Origin of the sequence: Serratia sp. 2880STDY5682894, from assembly GCF_001537385.1 — a bacterium.
GTDB classification, from domain to species: Bacteria; Pseudomonadota; Gammaproteobacteria; order Enterobacterales; family Enterobacteriaceae; genus Serratia; species Serratia nevei.
In genome coordinates this window covers 942,683-960,987 of record NZ_FCJA01000001.1, presented here as the reverse complement: position 1 = coordinate 960,987, position 18,305 = coordinate 942,683, and the positions used below count along the sequence as shown (strand labels likewise).

Annotated in this window: 19 protein-coding genes and 1 tRNA gene; 6 read left to right on the top strand and 14 right to left on the bottom strand. The window is 58.9% G+C overall.

Annotated features, from left to right (window positions below; translation table 11 throughout):
* Positions 1-20: 20 nt before the first annotated feature.
* The 6 genes from AWX27_RS04615 to AWX27_RS04590 all read right to left on the bottom strand — a co-directional run bounded on the left by AWX27_RS04615 (position 21) and on the right by AWX27_RS04590 (position 4,968).
* Entirely contained in the window at positions 21-821 is an 801-nt protein-coding gene (locus AWX27_RS04615; RefSeq protein WP_038875289.1) for a DNA/RNA non-specific endonuclease, read from the bottom strand.
* A 152-nt stretch (positions 822-973) separates the two neighbouring features.
* A complete protein-coding gene (locus tag AWX27_RS04610) occupies positions 974-2,434 on the bottom strand; it encodes a TrkH family potassium uptake protein (protein WP_060419630.1) in 1,461 nt (486 codons plus the stop codon).
* A 133-nt stretch (positions 2,435-2,567) separates the two neighbouring features.
* Positions 2,568-2,882 (bottom strand): hypothetical protein, encoded by a 315-nt coding sequence (locus tag AWX27_RS04605; RefSeq protein WP_016928271.1) that lies wholly within the window; start codon positions 2,880-2,882, stop codon positions 2,568-2,570.
* 236 nt (positions 2,883-3,118) lie between these two features.
* A complete protein-coding gene (gene wrbA / locus AWX27_RS04600) occupies positions 3,119-3,718 on the bottom strand; it encodes an NAD(P)H:quinone oxidoreductase (RefSeq protein ID WP_049201633.1) in 600 nt (199 codons plus the stop codon).
* 86 nt (positions 3,719-3,804) lie between these two features.
* Positions 3,805-4,275, bottom strand: coding sequence for a helix-turn-helix domain-containing protein (locus AWX27_RS04595; RefSeq protein ID WP_060419628.1), 471 nt, complete (start codon positions 4,273-4,275; stop codon positions 3,805-3,807).
* A 117-nt stretch (positions 4,276-4,392) separates the two neighbouring features.
* Positions 4,393-4,968: a helix-turn-helix domain-containing protein gene (locus AWX27_RS04590; RefSeq protein WP_060419627.1), complete on the bottom strand. Its 576-nt coding sequence runs from the start codon at positions 4,966-4,968 to the stop codon at positions 4,393-4,395.
* Between the two features lie 67 nt (positions 4,969-5,035).
* Between AWX27_RS04590 and AWX27_RS04585 the strand changes: the two genes are divergently transcribed.
* Entirely contained in the window at positions 5,036-5,959 is a 924-nt protein-coding gene (locus AWX27_RS04585; protein WP_049201628.1) for a DMT family transporter, read from the top strand.
* Between the two features lie 51 nt (positions 5,960-6,010).
* Here AWX27_RS04585 and cycA read toward each other — a convergent pair whose 3' ends face one another.
* Complete coding sequence (gene cycA, locus AWX27_RS04580; RefSeq protein WP_060419626.1) at positions 6,011-7,411, bottom strand: D-serine/D-alanine/glycine transporter; 1,401 nt, start codon at positions 7,409-7,411, stop codon at positions 6,011-6,013.
* A 349-nt stretch (positions 7,412-7,760) separates the two neighbouring features.
* Here cycA and AWX27_RS04575 point away from each other — a divergent pair.
* A tRNA-Lys gene (locus AWX27_RS04575) sits at positions 7,761-7,836 on the top strand.
* Between the two features lie 220 nt (positions 7,837-8,056).
* On the opposite strand, the gene AWX27_RS04570 is transcribed toward AWX27_RS04575, so the two are convergent.
* Positions 8,057-8,560, bottom strand: a complete 504-nt coding sequence (locus tag AWX27_RS04570) for a DedA family protein (RefSeq protein WP_060419625.1) — start codon at positions 8,558-8,560, stop codon at positions 8,057-8,059.
* Between the two features lie 74 nt (positions 8,561-8,634).
* Positions 8,635-9,948 (bottom strand): MFS transporter, encoded by a 1,314-nt coding sequence (locus AWX27_RS04565; RefSeq protein WP_060419624.1) that lies wholly within the window; start codon positions 9,946-9,948, stop codon positions 8,635-8,637.
* 383 nt (positions 9,949-10,331) lie between these two features.
* Between AWX27_RS04565 and AWX27_RS04560 the strand changes: the two genes are divergently transcribed.
* The gene (locus AWX27_RS04560) at positions 10,332-10,634 is read left to right on the top strand and encodes a putative quinol monooxygenase (protein ID WP_047730753.1); all 303 of its coding nucleotides are present in this window, start codon (positions 10,332-10,334) and stop codon (positions 10,632-10,634) included.
* Positions 10,635-10,750: 116 nt separating this feature from the next.
* On the opposite strand, the gene AWX27_RS04555 is transcribed toward AWX27_RS04560, so the two are convergent.
* The 3 genes from AWX27_RS04555 to AWX27_RS04545 form a co-directional block, all read right to left on the bottom strand.
* Positions 10,751-11,305, bottom strand: a complete 555-nt coding sequence (locus tag AWX27_RS04555; RefSeq protein ID WP_060419623.1) for a hypothetical protein — start codon at positions 11,303-11,305, stop codon at positions 10,751-10,753.
* Positions 11,289-11,855 carry a GNAT family N-acetyltransferase gene (locus AWX27_RS04550; RefSeq protein WP_060419621.1) on the bottom strand — a complete coding sequence of 189 codons (567 nt, stop codon included), beginning with the start codon at positions 11,853-11,855 and terminating at the stop codon, positions 11,289-11,291. The genes AWX27_RS04555 and AWX27_RS04550 overlap by 17 nt, the downstream gene beginning before the upstream one ends.
* Positions 11,856-11,962: 107 nt before the next feature.
* Positions 11,963-13,135, bottom strand: coding sequence for an MFS transporter (locus AWX27_RS04545; RefSeq protein ID WP_060419619.1), 1,173 nt, complete (start codon positions 13,133-13,135; stop codon positions 11,963-11,965).
* 338 nt (positions 13,136-13,473) lie between these two features.
* Between AWX27_RS04545 and AWX27_RS04540 the strand changes: the two genes are divergently transcribed.
* The 3 genes from AWX27_RS04540 (at position 13,474) to AWX27_RS04530 (ending at position 15,656) form a co-directional block, all read left to right on the top strand.
* A complete protein-coding gene (locus tag AWX27_RS04540) occupies positions 13,474-14,190 on the top strand; it encodes an autoinducer binding domain-containing protein (protein ID WP_060419617.1) in 717 nt (238 codons plus the stop codon).
* Positions 14,191-14,369: 179 nt separating this feature from the next.
* Positions 14,370-14,798 (top strand): universal stress protein, encoded by a 429-nt coding sequence (locus AWX27_RS04535; protein WP_033642623.1) that lies wholly within the window; start codon positions 14,370-14,372, stop codon positions 14,796-14,798.
* A gap of 177 nt (positions 14,799-14,975) precedes the next feature.
* Entirely contained in the window at positions 14,976-15,656 is a 681-nt protein-coding gene (locus AWX27_RS04530; RefSeq protein ID WP_060419615.1) for a hypothetical protein, read from the top strand.
* A 46-nt stretch (positions 15,657-15,702) separates the two neighbouring features.
* Here AWX27_RS04530 and AWX27_RS04525 read toward each other — a convergent pair whose 3' ends face one another.
* Together AWX27_RS04525 and AWX27_RS04520 are read right to left on the bottom strand one after the other, a co-directional pair.
* Entirely contained in the window at positions 15,703-16,716 is a 1,014-nt protein-coding gene (locus AWX27_RS04525) for an Ldh family oxidoreductase (protein WP_060419613.1), read from the bottom strand.
* A gap of 19 nt (positions 16,717-16,735) precedes the next feature.
* Positions 16,736-18,301 carry an APC family permease gene (locus AWX27_RS04520; protein WP_060419610.1) on the bottom strand — a complete coding sequence of 522 codons (1,566 nt, stop codon included), beginning with the start codon at positions 18,299-18,301 and terminating at the stop codon, positions 16,736-16,738.
* Positions 18,302-18,305: the final 4 nt, after the last annotated feature.

Here is an 18,305-nt window from a genome sequence, read left to right as displayed (position 1 = left end):
CGCCTCGGCGGGTTTTTTCGTCAGTTTTTGCAGCCCATCAATTCCGGCAGGACGCCGGGCTTGCTCTTCAGCGAGGCCTGTACGTCGTCCGGCAGACCGGCCCAGATGATCAGGCCGGTACGCTTCTCGATCTCGTCCACCGTCACGCGGAATTGGCAGAAATCGGCGCCCTTCGGCGTGTTTTGATCGAACAGGAAGGCGGCATAGTGGTTTACCGCCGGGCTGTTGTTGATGAAAATCACCTTCCAGTAGGCGCTGGGGATGGTGTGCGCTTTCTGGGTGCCCGGCAGTTTGCCCATATCGCGTTCATACAGTGGCCCGGTCACGGTATAGACCGAGGAGATATCGGCGCGATCGATCAGCTTGCGTTCCTGATCTTCCAGCCGCGCCCAGGCGCCCTGGTTAAGATCGGACTTTTGCGGCGTGATGTTGGACAGGTAGTTCAGCGATTCCCAGTCGGAAACGCCCGCCAGCGAGGCCAACGGCGCCTGATGGCCGCGATCGACCTTCAACGCCGCATTGGCACCGGTGTAATCGGCGGGCGCCAGGGTATCCGCCGGATTGAGCGCCGGGTCGGTTTTCCAGTTGCGCGTCTTGCCGCTGGCCGGCGTGTCTTTGGTGATGTGATAGGCCACCCAGTTGGCGAACTTGGTGGTGCTGTTGTTGTTCAACGTATAAGCATGACGCACGATCGACACGTTGCTGCTGCCGCCGGTCGGGCAGCCGACCGCGCAGTTGTCGATGGATTCGAGCGTGTCGGCCGACGCCTGTACGGCGAACAGCAGGGCGGCCAGGGCCAACATCTTGTTGTTAAAGCGCATATTCATATCCTCAATAAGTTAAAAAATACTGTATATATTTACAGTGAATTAAACTTATCGCAGTGAAACGAATACAACAATGCAACATATTCATGTTGCGAATGTGTCAGCGTTAGCAGAGCGGAACGGCGCCTTACACGCCGCTTGGCCGATCAAAAACGCCAAAATGCGCGTGAACAAAGGATCAGCATCGGATAGATCTCGAGGCGGCCGAGCAGCATGGCGGCGCACATCAGCCATTTCGCCGCATCGTTCAACGTGCCGAAACCGGCGGCGGTTTCTCCGTACCCCAGCCCCATATTGTTGATGCAGGCGGCGACGGTGGCGAAGGCGGTGACCAGATCATAGCCCATCAGATTCAGCAGCCAGATAAACAAGCAGGTGAACAGTACATAGAGAAAGAAGAAGCTCCAAACGGAGCGCAGCGTTCGATCCTGGATCGGTGCATTGCCGACCTTGATGGTATACATGGCGTTGGGATGCACCAGCTGGTTGATCTCGAGCCGGCTTTGCTTGTACATGATCAGAAAACGCAGTGCTTTAATGCCGCCGCAGGTGGAGCCGACGCAGCCGCCGAAGAAACTCGCCGCCAGCAGCAGCATGATGGTATGGGACGGGATCCGGGTGTAATCGGCAATCGCCAGGCCGTTGTCGGTCATCATCGAGCTGGTGAGGAAAAAGCCGTGCACGAAGGCGTCTTTGGCGCCGTACATGCCTGAACGGTATAGCTCGATACACACGATCGCCACGACGATGGCCAGAATCAACAGGAAAAAGCGCAGCTCGGGGCTGCGGTACAGCGGTTTCAGGCTGCGGCGGCCGACGGCCACGAAATAGAGCGTGAAGTTCACCGCCGCCAGAATAGAGAAAATGCCGCCGACCATTTCCACCGCCGAACTGTCGTAGTACCCCAGGCTCTCGTTGCGGGTGGAAAATCCGCCGAGCGAAACGGTGGAAATACCGTGGCATAACGCATCGAACCACGGCATGCCCGCCAGACGAAAGGCGACGGTACAGGCCAACCCCAGCCCAAGGTAGATCAACCACAGGTTTTTCGAGGTATCGGCCAGGCGTGGCGTCAGGCGTTCCTCCTTGAACGGGCCGGGCATTTCCGACTGGTAAAGTTTGGCGCCGCCGATGCCCAGCAGCGGCAGCACGGCCACCGCCAACACGATAACCCCGAGGCCGCCGATAAAATTGAGCTGGGAACGGTAGTAGAGGACCGATTTGGGCACGTTCGAGACGTCATTCAGCACCGAGGCGCCGGTGGTGGTGATGCCGGAGACTCCCTCAAACATCGCGTCGACCAGCCGGACGTTCAGCGTATCATCCAGCCACAGCGGCAGGGCGCTGATCGCGGAAAACAGCAGCCAAAACATCACGATGATCAGAAAGCCGTCCTGAGTGCGCAACTGCACTTTCGACTGGCGGGTGCTGAACCAGCCCAATCCGCCGAGCGTGGCGGCCACCACCAGGGTATAGAAGAATGAGAAGGCGCTTTTTTCTTTATACAACAGGCCCATCAGCAGGGGCGGGATCATCGAAAGGCTGTAAAGAAGGACCAAAAAGCTGCAAAGATGAATGACGACCAGGATTTGTTTGGTTCTGACCATGCTGTTGCTCGGAATACCTGCCGACAATGTGTCAATTTATTGAAGTGTATCAAGCATAAAGCAGGCGATATAAAAATAGCGTAAAAATTCATATCGCCGAATAAATATGGCCGGTGAGCCTGCCGGGGAGACGTTATTCCAGCAGGTCGTTGACCGTGCGGCGCACATAGTGCGTCATTTGCGCCAGATCGTCCGGCGACACCGGGCCGCCGCCGGCGCGCACCACCTGCTGTTCAATCTGGGCGATCTCTTGCTCGACTTTGTTGGCGATTTGCACTTTGACTATCTTGTCCACCGAAGACAGCAGCACCTTCAAGACCACTTTCAGCGCGATGTTCTCGCAGAACGAATCGTAGTGATGAACCGGCGGCGGCGGGGCCGGAGCCGGCTCGGGCGCGCGCGGAGCCAGAGCCTTGAAGCTGTCTACATTTTCAATAATAAGATCCATGTCTCTTATTAGTTCATCAAAATCTTTAGACACTGACTTATTCCCTTCGCTGTGCGCAAAAAACAGAACGCCCGTCCTCGCGCCTAAGGCTGACAAGCGACGGGCAGAACGAATTCGGGCCTGGCCTTCAGACGCTGAATGGCCGGGGGAGGGGCATTCTAACCTTGCGGCGGGTCGGCAACAAGATGGGGCCGTGCGAATGCGCGGCCCTTTGAATCACAGGCGCAGGAGGGTGCTTAACTTTTCAGCTTGGCGGTGATTTTTGCCACGTGCTCGCCCTGATAGCGGGCAATGGTCAACTCTTCGTTGCTCGGTTGCCGCGAACCGTCGGCGCCGGCGATGGTGGTGGCGCCATACGGGGTGCCGCCGCGTACCTGCGAAACGTCAAACAGCTCTGGCGTGGCATAGCCGATCGGCACGATGATGAAACCGTGGTGCGCCAGCGTGGTCCAGGTGGAACTGATGGTGTGTTCCTGGCCGCCGCCGGTGCCGGTGGAAGAGAAGACGCTGCCTACCTTGCCGTACAACGCGCCGGAAGCCCACAGGCCGCCGGTCTGATCGAGGAAGGTGCGCATCTGCCCGGCCATATTGCCGAAGCGGGTCGGCGTGCCGAAGATAATGCCGTCATAGTCCGCCAGCTCCTGCGGGCTGGCGACCGGCGCCTGCTGATGTTGTTTGCCACCTGCTTTGGCAAAGGCCTCCGGCGTCATGGTTTCCGGCACGCGTTTAATCGTCACGTCCACGCCGTTAACCCGATTCGCGCCTTCGGCCACCGCCTGCGCCAGGTGTTCGATATGGCCGTACATTGAGTAATAAAGCACCAACACTTTCGTCATGTTCCGTACCCCCGCTCAGATGATTAACAAAAACCCTTGATAAGCATAGAAGCGAATGACGAATTTGGTTTTGTCGAATGGCGGATTCAGGGCAAGCGCCGCAGCTTGTGCGCCAGCCGCTGTTCCTGCCAGCGGCTGAAGACATTGCGCAGCAGCAGGGTACGCACCGCCCGCATGACCAGCGCGAGGCTCATGCCGCCGATCGCCCACAGCGACCAGAGATATTGCGGATGGGTAAACCAGTTGATGGCGAACAACATCACACCAATCACGGCGAAACGCACCGCCATGCTCAGCAGTTTGCCTTCTGCCGCGACCTGGCGACGAATGCGCTGTTCGTCAGGCGTCTCCTCCTCTATTGCCTGTTGCGGCTGCGCATTGAGATCGCTGACCTGCACGCCCAGCGCGGCAGCGATCGCGGTCAAGGTTTCCAGGCTGGCCTGTTCACCGTTTTCAATCCGCTGGACGGTGCGAGTGCTGAGGCCGGCGATCGTCGCCAGCTGCTCCTGCGACCAGCCTTTTTCCAGACGTAATAGCCTGATGCGGTACTTTTGCATGGTGCACTCCTGAGTTCGCTGTCACTGTCATTCAGTGTAGGGCGAGCGGGGTGGCGGCGCCACGACAGCGGCACGACAGCGACACGACATCCGCCGCCGGTGCGGGCCGGCGGGCGGTCAGAAGGCGACGTTGCGGATAAAACGCAGGGGCAGGTCGCCGTGGTTGGCGTAAGCGTAGCGTTGATTGCTGTTGAAGGTTTGCGCGGCGCCGGCGGTGAGCGTCAGCGTATCTTGTTCCAGCTCCAGCGTCAGGGTACCGGCAATCACGTAGATCATTTCGCTCCAGCCTTCGGCGTCCGGCGCAGAGTCATAGCGCTCGCCCGGCATCAGCGTCCATTCCCACAGCTCGGCCCGCTGCCGCGCCGGTACGCTGGCGGCGAACAGCGCCTGGCTGCCCGGCTGCGCGCCTTGCCAGGCCAATTCCCCGACCATATGGCTGCCGCGTGCCTCCGGCGCCTGGATCAGGTCGGTAAAGGAAATCGCCAGGGCGGCGGCGATCTTGTCGAGCACCGCCAGGCTGACGTTGCGATCGCCGGCCTCGATGCCCGCCAACATGCGGCGGCTGACGCCGGAAAGCTCGGCCAGCGCCATTTGGCTCAGGCCCGCCTGTTGGCGGTAGCCGCGCAGATTGCTGCTCAGGTACTGCAGCACCTTGGGGGGATCGGTTTTTGCGTTATGCGCCGTATTGCTCATCGCCGGACTTTATCTCATACTGGCAGGATCTGTGCATTATATTGCACTCAGCAGGAAGGGCAAGCCGGTGTCAGCAGCAAAAAAATCCTTTATTTCCGCCGTGGTTCCGCAAATCAGGCTGCCGGAAGCGGTGTTGATTTTCATCACCATGATCTGGGGCGGCACCTTTTTGGCGGTGCATCACGCGATGCAGGTCAGCGGGCCGTTCTTTTTCGTCGGCCTGCGTTTCGCCACCGCGACGCTGGCGCTGACCCTGTTTTCGCTGCGCGTGTTGCGCGGCCTGACCCTGTATGAACTGAAGGCGGGCGGGCTGATTGGGCTGGCGATTATGTTTGGTTACAGTATGCAAACCGTCGGCCTGCAGACCATCACCAGCAGCCAATCGGCGTTTATCACCGCCATGTACGTGCCGATCGTGCCACTGTTGCAATGGCTGGTGCTGGGGCGGTTCCCCGGCATCATGTCGTGGATCGGCATTCTGCTGGCCTTTACCGGCCTGATGCTGCTGGCGGCGCCGAGCAGCACCGACATGACGCTGAGCCTCGGCGAAATTCTGACGCTGGCCGGCACCCTGGGGATGGCGGCAGAGATCATTCTGATCGGCGCCTTCGCCGGTAAGGTGAATATCCGCCGGGTGACCATCGTGCAGCTGGCGACCGCCTCGCTGACCTCATTTTTAATGATGGCGCCGACCGGCGAGTCACCGCCGCCGTATTCGGATTATCTGCTGTACAGCGCCATTGGGCTGGGGCTGGCCAGCGCCTTGATTCAGCTGACCATGAACTGGGCACAGCGCAGCGTTTCGCCGACGCGGGCCACGGTGATTTACGCCGGCGAACCGGTCTGGGCGGGCATCGTCGGGCGGTTGGCCGGCGAGCGTTTGCCGGGCGTGGCGTTATTGGGGGGCGCGTTGATCGTGATTGGGGTGGTGGTCAGCGAGCTGCGCGTGCGGCGCAAGGATAAAGCGGCGGTGGCGACGGAAGCGGATTAGCGCGGAGGCTTAGAAGGAAAAAAGGGGCGGAGATATCCGCCCCTTTTTGCATCATGCGGTTTTCTTCTTGCGCAGGAACACGTAAGACAGGCCGAGCACGATGAACCACAGCGGGGTGACGATCAACGCCTGGCGGGTGTCTTCGCGCAGCGACAGCAGCACCAGCACGAACACGAAGAACGCCATGCATACCCAGCACATCAGTTTGCCGGCCGGCATCTTGTAGATCGATTTCTGGTGCAGCGCCGGGCGCTGTTTACGGTAGACCAGATACGAGCACAGGATGATGGTCCAGACGAACATGAACAGAATCGCCGATACGGTGGTCACCAGGGTGAAGACCGTCATCACGTTCGGGATCAGGTAAATCAGCACCACGCCGCCCAGCAGGCAGATGCAGGAGAAGGTGAGGCCGTTGGCCGGCACCGCGCGCTTGGACAGATTGGCGAACGATTTTGGCGCGTCGCCTTCCTGCGCCAGCCCGAACAGCATGCGGCTGGTGGAGAACACGCCGCTGTTGGCGGAGGAGGCGGCGGAGGTCAGCACCACGAAGTTGATCACGCTAGCCGCGGCAGGCAGGCCGATCAGCACGAACAGTTCAACGAACGGGCTCTTGTCCGGCACCACGGAGCTCCACGGCGTCACCGACATGATGACGATCAGGGCGAACACATAGAACATGATGATGCGGATCGGAATCGAGTTGATGGCGCGCGGCAGCGATTTCTCCGGATCCTTGGTTTCTGCGGCGGTGGTGCCCACCAGCTCAATGCCGACGAAGGCGAATACCGCAATCTGGAAGCCGGCGAAGAAGCCGCTGATGCCTTTCGGGAACATGCCGCCGTCATTCCACAGATGGGTGAATGAGGCCACGGTGCCGGTCGGCGACTGGAACTGCATGGCGATCATCACCAGCCCGGCGACGATCAGTCCGACGATGGCGACGATTTTGATCATCGCAAACCAGAATTCCATTTCGCCGAACATCTTCACCGTCGCCAGGTTAAGGCCGAGCAGCAACAGTACGCACAGCAGCGAAGCGATCCATTGCGACAGCCCGGGGAACCAGAACTGGGCGTAGGCGGTAATCGCTACGACGTCGGCGATGCCGGTGACCACCCAGCAGAACCAGTAGGTCCAGCCGGTGAAGAAACCGGCCCACGGGCCGAGCAGATCTGCAGCGAAATCGCTGAACGATTTGTATTCCAGATTGGACAGCAGCAGCTCGCCCATGGCGCGCATCACGAAGAACAGCATAAAGCCGATGATCATGTACACGAAGATGATCGAAGGGCCGGCCAGGCTGATGGTTTTACCTGAGCCCATAAACAGACCGGTGCCGATGGCGCCGCCGATGGCGATCAGTTGAATATGTCGGTTAGTGAGGTTTCGCCGTAGATGATCTTCTGAAGCGGGCGTCGCGTCAGTCGCTATTTTAGAGTGATCTACCATCTGATGATGTCCTGTTTTACCTGTCATTAGTGAAGTCGCGAGCTCTGAAGTGGCTCTTTTTTATACATTTATCCGGTTGGCCCGGCTTTAGTAAGGTAGTGCAATAACGCCACCTTTGTGCAACATGTTTACAACATTTATACGCGGGATAAAAGTCGATCAATCTTTACACGGAGGAGGCAAATCGGACGTTCAGGGAGCGGAAGATTACTCTTCAAAAGGTGGGATTAATAGACCTTATGCGGCTTATCTCGTTGATTAAACAAAGGGTTGTAAAATTCGCATGAGAAAAAGTAATGAGTGTAAGCGTTTGACAGCGGCATTGGCGAGGAGGACAATTTATCTCGTTGGGTCGTTAGCTCAGTCGGTAGAGCAGTTGACTCTTAATCAATGGGTCACAGGTTCGAACCCTGTACGACCCACCAACCAAATCAGCGTGTTACGCCCAGGCTTTTCTCCGTTTCTTCCCGCATTGCGCCGTTTTAAGCGCGCATTCTGCAAAAAAATTCGCATTTTTCGACTGATGTTCAGAAAGGTGATCTGGCGCAAACTGCGGTGTTGCACGGCAGTTTATACGGCAAGAGAGGCTGTGCGCTGGCGCAACGTCGGCGCATGGGGCGGTCATTTGCCCAAGAATCTTTCAGGTCAAGATGCGGGGAATAAATGCGCAGCCGACATCAAGATCAGCGCCCAGGCGGCGGCCGAGAGTGCGGCGGTGGCATAGACGCGCCCCAGCGGCAGCTTCAGCATGCCGGCCATCAGCGGTACGGTATAGCGCATTACCGCCAGAAAACGCGAGGCGAACAGCAATGGCAACCCGCGCTTTTGCAGGGCGCGCTGGGCTTTGTGCAGCGGCGCATGAAAACGCGCCGGTAGCCGGCTGCCAAGATCGCGGCGGCATAGCAGCGCGCCGCAGTGGAACGACAAGATCGATCCCAGCGCGGCCCCGAGGGTGATGGCCGCCCAAACGGTGCCGACAGGCAGCGCGTGCTTGCCCGCAACGATGCCCATCAGCAGCGTGACCGAGGCGGGCGGCAGGACGGAGGAAACGAAGATCACGGATTTACCCAGCGCAAACAGGAAAATCAGCAGCAGCAACATCTCCGGCTCCGGGCTGTATTTGGCGATAATGTGCGTCAATTCATCCATTTAACACCTGTGGGCGAGGAGGCTGAATGCCAGTGTCCCATCCGCAGGTTCAATAATGGCTAAATAACGCGCCGCTATCCGGCAATCTTTGCGTCTTGCTTGCTCACGTCGGCGCGCCGGTTTTTGAGCGCCCACAACAGCGCGGCGCACAGCAGTGCAAAGGCGGCCAGCACCAGCGGCCCGGCATGCGGGCTGTGAAAACGCTGTTCCGCCTCGGTGCGGATAAGCGGGGCTAAAAAGCTGAACGCCGCGCCGAGCGTGGTGCAAAAGCCGATGCCGGCCGCCAGCGCCGGGCCGGTGAGCACCTGAGCGGGAAACGTCCAGAAAATTGGCTGTACCGCCAGGAAACTGACTGCACAACAGCTCAGTGCGGCGATAGCGAGCAAAGGACCGGCATAGGAAGAGACCACCAGCCCTAACGCCGCCGCGACCATGCAGGCGACGGCGATCGGTAGTCTTCTGGCGGTGTTTCTGTCGGCAAAGCGCGGCAGGAAATAGACGCCCAGCGCAGAGAACGCCCAGGGAATGGCGGCCACCAGCGAGGCCTTGAAGCCGAGATGGGTGCCCATCAGCGAGGCGACCTGCGAAGGCAGGAAAAACATCAGGCCGTACACGCCGATCTGCAGGGTGCCGTAGATCAACGCCAGATGCCAAACTTTGCCGCTTCTCATCGCTGCTTTGACGCTGCTGACTTCGGTCTGCTGCTGTTCGGCGGCCAACTGTGCGACCAGCGCCGTGCGTTCTTCCTCAGTCAGAAAGCGGGCCTGCTGCGGGCTATCGTCGAGATAGAAAAAGGCGAAGACGCCGAGGGCGACGGCCGGCAACCCTTCCAGCACGAACATCCAGAACCAGCCGGGCTTACCCAGCACGCCGTGCATCTCCAGCAATGCCCCCGACAGCGGGGAGCCGAGCGTCAGGGCCGCCGGCACGCCGAGCACGAAAATGCCAATGACAGAGGCGCGCACCTTATTGGGAAAATAGATCGACGCGAGCAGCAGGATGCCGGGGTAAAACCCGGCCTCGGCGATCCCCAGCAGAAACCGCAGGACGATAAACTGTTGTTCGTTGGTCACCAGCCCGGTGCAGGCCGACAGCGCCCCCCACAGCGCAGTGGTGGCGCTGAGCCAGCGTTTGGCGCCCCAGCGATTCATCAGCAGGTTGGCCGGGATGCCGAACAGCGCATAGGCGGCAAAAAATATCCCGGCACCCAATGCGAAGGCGGATTGCGACAGCGCGATATCGATGGCCATCGCGTCCTTGGCAAAGCCGACGTTAACCCTGTCGATAAAGGCGATAAAGTACATGGCGAACATCAATGGCACCAGCCTGCGCCAGGTTTTACGAATGGCGACGTTGAGCGCAGGAGCGGCATAGGTGGTGTGATTCACTGGCGTTAACCTCTCTTCTGAGAATGACAAGCGTCGGTCACAGGACCGTCCTGATGCCGTTGCCCTCAACACGACGGTAACCCCGGTTTTTCTTCGCGATCCTTAAAGGTCTAAAGGACTAATGGTCAGGCCTTTAAGGGCGAAAAAAACGCCGCGTATCGGGTCGGCAGGGTGGTGCAGACATCACCATGGTGAATGGTGTGTTGCTTTTTTGTTAACCGGAAGTTCACACAGGGCCAGGGTAGGTTCAAGCGCTTTGATCGAGATCTGTGTGCGCTATCACCGAATTGGCAACCCGGCGATAGGCCTGGAGTAGGGGGCTTTCATCTCGGGAGTGAGGACGATAAGGTGAGGCACGGCAAAACAGAATGCAGGAGCGCAACATGCTGAAGGTCATCGCTGAAGATTTTATCCATCCGGAACACATTGAAACCGTTATGCCATGGTATCGCGAGCTGGTGGAGAAAACCCGGCAGGAACCTTTGTGCATCAGTTATGAGCTGTGCATCGACCAGCAGGACCCCGGGCATTTTATTTTTATCGAAAGCTGGCCGGATCGCGCCGCCCTGGATGTACATTGCCAGACCGAGCATTTCACCCGGCTGGTGCCGCAGATCAATCAGCATCAGCGCAAGCCTTGCACCTTCCTGTTTATGCAGGTATTTCCCGGTTTGAACGGCGACTAGATGAAAAAAACCCCGCCGGGGGCGGGGCTAATGGCTTCTCAATGCATCTTGTAATGGTTAATAAATAACCTTATTGCTTGAGGCATGCTCTGAGAATGCTCCTAAATGTATTCATCCTATGAATGATTATGCGCGGTGGCCTCGCTGGCGGTCCTGATGTCGCGCAACATACGGCGGCGTATCAGCCCGCTGACCAGGCGAATAGTATACCAGTAGGGGGTGAACCGCCGTCGGCTGGCGTCGTCGGGGCAGAAGATGCGCGTTTCCGTTACCAGGCGGCAGTGGCCGCTCGGCAAAGGGGTCACGACGTAACCCAACGCCAGTTTGGCGACGCCGGGCTGAGCGAAGGCCAGAAACCCCGGCCCGTCGGCGACGTCCTCCAGACCGTATTCGGCCTGCCAAAAGCGGCCGATCAGGCCATAGACCAGCGCCGTTTCATCCCGCTCAAGCAGGCAAAAGTTATGCAGGCCAAACGGCGGTGGGCTGGGTTTATCGCGTGGCATCAGCCGTGCGGGCAATTCGCGCAGCGCTATCATGCTGCGGAAAAAGCGATCGTGCTTGGGATCGTAAGCGGCCACGGCCGCCAGTATCCGGGCCGACGGCGCGGCGATGGTGATGGCATGCCGCTCCGAGAACTGGTATTGCCCAAGGTATTTATTCAGCAGCGCCATGCTTTGCATTCTCCCGCCATTCACTTTGCAGCAGAGCGAAACCGAATTCGTCGCCCCACGCGCCTTTAAAAAACACGTTTTGCCGCCAATGGGCCTCGCGCCGAAAACCCAGCTTGCCGAACAGCGCGGCGGCGCCAAGATTACGCGCGTCCACCACTGCGGTAATGCGGTGCTTCGCCAGCGGCCCGAACAGCAGGGTGATGACGGCGTTCAGCGCCTCGTGCGCCATCCCTTGCCGCTGATGGCTAGGCGCGAAGGTCACGCCCAGTTCAGCCTGGCGCCCCGCATCGAAGAAATGCACTGCGACATCGCCGAGCAACGCGCCGTCTTCGCGGCGCTCGACCGCCAGTTGAAACCAGCTGTCGTCACGGTTGAACTCGAGCCGCCGCTGCCGTTCGAAAAAGGCCTGCGCATCGGCGGCGCTGTAGTCGCTCCAGCTTTGATAGCGCGCCACGTCGGGGTGGCTGCGGTAGGCGGTAAAATGGGGCAGATCGTCGGCCGTGAACGGGCGCAGGATCAGCCTGGGAGTCTGCAGAGGCAAAGGGCGCATTGTTTTTCCTTATCAGCGCATTAGGGCTACCGGCAGTGTAGCCCAGCGCCGAGAGGTGGGCTGCGTAAAATGAGCTGTGGAAAAAGGTGAGGAAAGTCGGTCATCGTTCACTCGTCGGGAGTGTTTCTCTGAAAAAAGATCAGCGTCAGCAGCAGGGCGATGGCGCCGAGCGGCAGCGAAAACAGCGGCAGGTAATGGGCCGGCAGCGCGTAGAGCGTCAGGCCGCCCAGCATGCCGCCCGCCGCGATGCCGGCGTACAGCACCGAGCTGTTGAGCGACACGGTCAGCGCGCCAAAGCGTTTCGACAGCGACAACAGGTGATGTTGGATCGGCACCAGATACATCCAGCCGGTGATACCCCAGACCAGAAAGATGGCCAGCACCCACCAGGGTGAGGTGACATAAAAGGCTAACAGAAACAGGGACAGCGTCTGGAGCGCCACGGAAAACAGCAGCACAAACTTGCTGCCGAGGGCATCGGTTAACGCACCGGAGGCAAAATTGCCGATCACCGCGCCAATGCCGAACAGCAGCAGCGCGAGGGGAAGAATCGCCTGCGGGCCGAACTGGGTGTTTTTCAGCAAGACGCTGACGTAGCTGTAGACGATGTGTTCCGAGCAAACGGCAAAAAAGGTGATCAGCAGCGTAGTCAGCACCGCCTTTTGCCGCAGCGGGGTGAGCCGCTCTTTCAGCGAATGCTTGCCCGGTGGCGCAATGGCGCGCAGCGCCAGCGAAAGGCCCAGTAGCGCAATTGCCCCCAACAGGGCGATGAACAGGAATATTTCACGCCAGCCGAGCAGTTTGGCGAGAAAGGTACCGAATGGAATACCGAGCGCAATAGCCAACGTCATGCCCCCATAGACGATGGAAATGGCCAGACCGCGGCGTTTTTCCGCCACCAGCCCCACCGCGGCGGCGGCGGCCTGCGGCGTGTAACAGGCCGCTCCCAATGCGGCCAGCACTCTGCCGAACGCGATCTGCAGGTAGCTGGTGGCCCAGGCGCAGGCCAGGTTGCCGGCGATGAACAGCACCAGCGCCAACTGCAGGATATGCTTGCGGTTGACGTTGCCGAGCAGCCAGGCGGTCAGTGGCGCGAACAACATATAAGCCAGCGCGAATACCGATATCAACTGCCCCGCTTGCGCGGGGCTGACGGCAAAGGTATCGGAAATGTCGCTGAGCACGCCGGCGACGATAAAGGCGTCGGTGCCAATGGCGAACGTGCCGGTCGCCATCAGATAAAGCGGGGAAAGCTGACCGTTATAGCCCGTTAATCTCATTCTGTATTCCTGGCATGTTCGTTTTTATCGCGGCACGCCACCATTATTTTCTGCATGACGGCGTCTATTCATCAAACTTAGGCTCACAGGAAAAGTAATGGTGGATAGGTGGCGTTGTCTATGACAGGAATAACAGGTTTACGTGCCGAGGAGATTATGCTATTCGCGCAGTTTTCCAATTCGGTGCAATAAAAGGCTTATTTTAAAGGGAATAGCTGTTTTCGTTATAGCGTTGGTGTTTTTTATTATATGAAACGGCTACTGGCGCCGGGCGACGATATTCTATAGTGAGTCTGACCTATCGATAAATCGGCATCGCTATCTGGAGAACCTGCGTTATGGATACCCGCACTCAACGGCTCATGGCGGAGGTGATTGGCAGCCTGGCCGATCGCGAATGCTTTCTGACGCAGCTGGAGCCCTGCGCCGAGGCGCTGGGGTTTGATTATTTCTCCTACATCGTGTTTTCCTGTTATCCGGCCAGCCGCCCCAAGATGCTGATCGAAGGGAATTTTTCAGCGAACTATCTCGAGGATTATCGGCGGCAGCGGGTGTATTTGCAGGATCCGGTTATTGAGCGCGCTCACCATTCCACGCTGCAGTTCCAGTGGGACGAAAGCTTTTATCACGAGCGGCCGACGCTTTGGCGGCATATGGCGCAATTCGGCCTGTGCGCAGGTTGGTCGCAGTCGGTTAAGGATTGCTATGGCCGGCTGGGGATCCTGACGTTTGCCGGTAAAGCACTACCCGAGCAAGCGCCGCAAGCGCGTGCAGTAAATGAAACTTTTTTCCTTTGGCTGGCGCAAACCGCCCATAAAACGCTGCGTGAAGCCTTGATCTCGGTGAACGACGACGCGATAAAAGATGTGCTGACGCTGCGTGAAAAAGACATTTTACGCTGGTGCAGCGAAGGGAAAACGGCGGAAGAGATCGCGCTGTTGATGGGGTTGAGCGAGCGCACGGTCAATTTCCATATCGGCAACTCGATTAAAAAACTTTCTGTCGCCAATAAGACCGCCGCTACCGCCAAGGCGGTTTATTTGCAGCTGATTTAATCTCGAGTACTAAATAATTAAGTGCCTATCCGTTATCGGTGTGATGTTTATATTTTGTTAAATTAAGAATTATCCTTATCAGTATTTACCTCCGATCACAAAAGCGTGATAAAGCGATTCACCGCGCCCGTGCGCGGCAGTATTCTGTAGGCACCCGGTTTACATTGAAAGGACGTGATATGTACAAGACTATTTTGGTGCCGATCGACATTGAAGAGGACCTGTTGACCGAACATGCACTGAAGCATGTGGAATACTTGGCGAAGATGTCTGGCGCTAAAGTGCATTTCTTCCATGCGCTGCCGGATGCCTCGGCTTTTGTGACTGCCTATTCGTTCGGCCTCAAGGAATTTGAGAATCAGGCGGAAGTGAAGGCGGTCGAGAAGCTGAAGAAAATCATGTCGGAAATCGATCTGCCGTTGGATCGCCTCAATTACACCGTCAGCTTCGGCTCTGCGCGCGATCAGGCGCTGGAGCTGGCGGAAGAGATCGACGCCGATCTGATCATCATCGGTTCGCGCCGCCCGAGCGTGAAAACCTATCTGCTGGGGTCTAACGCTGCCGCTATCGTTCGCCATGCCAATATTTCGGTGATGGTCGTCAGATAATCCGTTTTAAGTCCACCGTTTTCGGGCGCGTTCTGCGTTTGCCGGTCGGCTGCAGAGCGTGCCTGGCGTTTTATTGCCATCTCAGCCTGAGCTGCTACGATTTTAGCTGACGTTTTTATGCCAACCGGGCCACCGGCCTTGCGCATATTCTTCATCTCAGCCAGAAGAGGGGCAGCCATGCCATTAGAAGTCGATGGGATCATCAGAGGCGATCGGGGCAGTGAACCGAGCCGTTGGCAACACGCGTCAACCAAACCGCTTATCACGCTGACCTGGCATCACACCATTCCCTGGAACTGTTTGCGTAATGTCTGGAATGGTCTGGTCGCGGGGCAGCATTGGGACGCGCTGGACGAGTTTATGAACCTGATCGGTGTGCCAAACCGCGCCGAGGTGCTCAAACAGATCAAGAATAAAAACCTGCAGGATCGCGATGGATTACACACTTTGGTGACCTGGCAAGGATGGAATATCGTCGAGGGGCCGGGTAATGAATATCGTGCGCAGGGAGACGATCCCGGTGAAAATTTCGACGGTTGGTCGGGTAAGGGGATGAGCACTAACCAGCAGGCGACGCAGCAGCAGGTCAACGTGTTGTACCGGGTGATGGAGCCGTTGGGCCGCCGGGCGCTGGACGCCGCCAGACAGGCGCCGCCCATTACCGCTAAGGAAGCGGGCATTTTGCAACGGACGATTAAACAGACCCGCCCAACGTTGCGAGGAAAGGAACCGATCCGGTGGCAAGAAGACATGTGGCATCAGGTGCAGTCGGGTAAAGAGGCGAAACACTTCGCCCGCTGGGATACCAAACCGGTATGGCGCAAGCGTCTGCACAGCGACCTGGCTCAGGCAGGGTAAAACTCACCTCGCGCCGGATTGCCGGCGCGAGGGAATCAATCCGGCGCTAATCGCACAGCGCCACGATTTCGTCATATAGCGCCCTGGGGATCTCCACGCCGTCTTGTTCGCTCTGCCTCCGCTGCCGATAACGGCGTTCGCCGGGGATGCGTGCGCCTTGCGCCTGCATATCAGCAAACATCGCCTCTGCGCTGGCGAAATATTTCGCCTTATCCGCACCGAGAAAACGTTCAGGATCCAACGCGATGATCAGCTCACCGCCGTAAGGCGACGAACCGGTGCCGTCGTCGTAGGCCAGCGATTCCTTGCTGGTCATATCGCCGATCAGCGGCCCGGCCAACAATTCAACCATCGCCGCCAGCGCCGAGCCCTTATGTCCGCCGAAGGTCAGCATTGCGCCCTCCAACACGCTGGCGGCATCGGTGGACGGATTGCCTGCCTTATCAATGCCCCAGCCTTCAGGCAGCGGGGTGCCTGCGCGGCGATGCAATTCGATTTCGCCGCGTGCCGTCGCGCTGGTGGCCATGTCGAACAAAAACGGCGGCCGATCCGGGCGCGGCCAGCCGAAGGCAATGGGGTTGGTGCCGAACAGCGGGCGCGAACCGCCGGCCGGCGTCACCCAGGCGTGGCTGGGCGTGCAGGCCAAGGCCACCAACCCCTGCTCGGTCAGCGGTTCGATGTCGGCCCACAGCGCGGAGAAGTGCACGCAGCGGTTGATCGTCAACGCGGCGATACCGTTGGTGCGCACCTTATCGATAAAGGCCGGCAGAGCGGTGCGGTAGGCCAGCAGAGAAAACGCGCCGCCGGCATCGGCGCGCAAGATAGCCGGCGCCTGGTCGAACAGCCTGGGTATCGCATCGGCAGAAACCTTGCCTGCCTGCAGCGATCGCACGCAGCCCAAGAGCCGGTACAACCCGTGCGAAGCGCAGCCGTCGCGTTCACCCTGGGTGACATTTTGCGCTACCGCCTCGGCATGCGCCTGATTGAAACCGTTGCTGCGCAGTGCGCGCAACGCCAGTTGATAAGCCTGTTCCAGCGACAGAACGTGCATGGATGTCATTTTGATGTCCTCCCTGGGTTCATTCTTCTTCATCGCCGATAAAATTGGCCTGGGGTAAACAGGTATAGGCGCCCCAGTAGTAAACCGCCAGCGCAATCACCGCCATGGTAAGGGTGTCCCACGGGTGGGCAATGGCGCTGATCCCGCCGAAGCTGCTGAGGTAGGAGAGTGCGATCACCAGCGCATAGAAGACGATCAGCCACAGCGAGGACCAAATTTGCTGCCGGAGGCTAACGGCGTGGGTCGGCACCTGATTTTTGAACAGGATGTAGATGAAGAACATCAGGATCTGCAAACCGAGCAGCCAGGAGACGGTATCCCAGCCGGACCAGAAGACGATCAACGCCGAAATGATAAACGACAACGGGCCGAGCACGCAGAAAGCGCGCACCCGGAACGGACGCGGCATATCGGGTGCATTGCGCCGCAGCCCGGCGGCGGTGACCGGGGCGATGGCGTAGCTCAGCATCAGCGCGGCGGACACCACGCCGATCAGCTTTTCCCACGACGGGAACGGCAGCGTCCAGAATACCGAGAGAGCGAAGGTCAGCCACAGCGCCGGGCGGGGAATGCCGGACTCGCCATCTACCCGGGTGAACAGTTTGAAGAAGGTGCCGGCGCGCGCCCAACCGTAGATTACGCGAGGCGTGGCGTTCATATAGATATTGCCGGTGCCGCTCGGTGAAACGATCGCGTCGCTGACCACCAGAAATGCCAACCATCCCATGCCCAGCGTGATGGCGATATCGCGGAACGGCAGGGAGAACTGTTGGCTGATACCGGCCCAGCCGCCGCTCAGCATCTCGCTGGGGATACTGCCGAGAAACGCTATCTGCAGCAGCACATAGATGATGGTGGACAGCACCACCGACAGGATCAGCGCGATGGGAATGGTGCGCTGCGGCCTTTGCACCTCGCTGGCGACCGAAATGATCGGCGTCAGGCCGAGGTAGGCGAAGATGATGCCGCCGGCGGAAATGGCGGCCTCAACCCCGGCGGAACCGAAGGGAGCAAAGCCCTGGCTGTGCAGGTTTTCCGGTTTGAAAAAGCTGAACAACACCACGATCACCAGCAGCGGTACCAGAAATTTCAGCACGCTGATCAGGTTATTGGATTTGGCGAAGGTTTTGACGCTGTAGTAGTTGAGCGCGAAGAAAAAGCACAGCAGCGCCAGCTGCACCAGCCAGCCGATCGGCGTAGGGTCGCCGGAACCCGGCTGGCTGAGGAACGGGAACCAGGCGGCGGCGTATTGCCGGGCGGCGACGACTTCGATGGCGATCAGGCTGGAGAAGGCGATCAGCGTGATAAACCCCAGCAGATAACCCATCAGCTCGCCGTGCGAGAACACCGGATAGCGAATGATGCCGCCGGCGCGCGGCAGGGCGGCGCCCAGTTCGCAGTAGACGATGCCGAGCAGCAGCACCGCCAGGCCGCCGATCAGCCAGGAATAGATGCCGGCCGGGCCGGCGATGGAGGAGACATGGCTGGCGGCGAACAGCCAACCGGAGCCGAAGATGGCGCCCAGACCGATGAACGTCAGATCGGTGAGCGTAAGCTGCTTCTTGAATTTGCCTTGGGTTGTCATGGTA

Excerpts from the sequence above, each read along its gene's own strand:
- AWX27_RS04615 (WP_038875289.1), bottom strand. The coding sequence starts at position 821 with ATGCGCTTTAACAACAAGATGTTGGCCCTGGCCGCCCTGCTGTTCGCC.
- AWX27_RS04610 (WP_060419630.1), bottom strand. The coding sequence starts at position 2,434 with ATGGTCAGAACCAAACAAATCCTGGTCGTCATTCATCTTTGCAGCTTT.
- AWX27_RS04605 (WP_016928271.1), bottom strand. The coding sequence starts at position 2,882 with ATGGATCTTATTATTGAAAATGTAGACAGCTTCAAGGCTCTGGCTCCG.
- wrbA (WP_049201633.1), bottom strand. The coding sequence starts at position 3,718 with ATGACGAAAGTGTTGGTGCTTTATTACTCAATGTACGGCCATATCGAA.
- AWX27_RS04595 (WP_060419628.1), bottom strand. The coding sequence starts at position 4,275 with ATGCAAAAGTACCGCATCAGGCTATTACGTCTGGAAAAAGGCTGGTCG.
- AWX27_RS04590 (WP_060419627.1), bottom strand. The coding sequence starts at position 4,968 with ATGAGCAATACGGCGCATAACGCAAAAACCGATCCCCCCAAGGTGCTG.
- cycA (WP_060419626.1), bottom strand. The coding sequence starts at position 7,411 with ATGGTAGATCACTCTAAAATAGCGACTGACGCGACGCCCGCTTCAGAA.
- AWX27_RS04570 (WP_060419625.1), bottom strand. The coding sequence starts at position 8,560 with ATGGATGAATTGACGCACATTATCGCCAAATACAGCCCGGAGCCGGAG.
- AWX27_RS04560 (WP_047730753.1), top strand. The coding sequence starts at position 10,332 with ATGCTGAAGGTCATCGCTGAAGATTTTATCCATCCGGAACACATTGAA.
- AWX27_RS04555 (WP_060419623.1), bottom strand. The coding sequence starts at position 11,305 with ATGGCGCTGCTGAATAAATACCTTGGGCAATACCAGTTCTCGGAGCGG.
- AWX27_RS04550 (WP_060419621.1), bottom strand. The coding sequence starts at position 11,855 with ATGCGCCCTTTGCCTCTGCAGACTCCCAGGCTGATCCTGCGCCCGTTC.
- AWX27_RS04545 (WP_060419619.1), bottom strand. The coding sequence starts at position 13,135 with ATGAGATTAACGGGCTATAACGGTCAGCTTTCCCCGCTTTATCTGATG.
- AWX27_RS04540 (WP_060419617.1), top strand. The coding sequence starts at position 13,474 with ATGGATACCCGCACTCAACGGCTCATGGCGGAGGTGATTGGCAGCCTG.
- AWX27_RS04535 (WP_033642623.1), top strand. The coding sequence starts at position 14,370 with ATGTACAAGACTATTTTGGTGCCGATCGACATTGAAGAGGACCTGTTG.
- AWX27_RS04530 (WP_060419615.1), top strand. The coding sequence starts at position 14,976 with ATGCCATTAGAAGTCGATGGGATCATCAGAGGCGATCGGGGCAGTGAA.
- AWX27_RS04525 (WP_060419613.1), bottom strand. The coding sequence starts at position 16,716 with ATGACATCCATGCACGTTCTGTCGCTGGAACAGGCTTATCAACTGGCG.
- AWX27_RS04520 (WP_060419610.1), bottom strand. The coding sequence starts at position 18,301 with ATGACAACCCAAGGCAAATTCAAGAAGCAGCTTACGCTCACCGATCTG.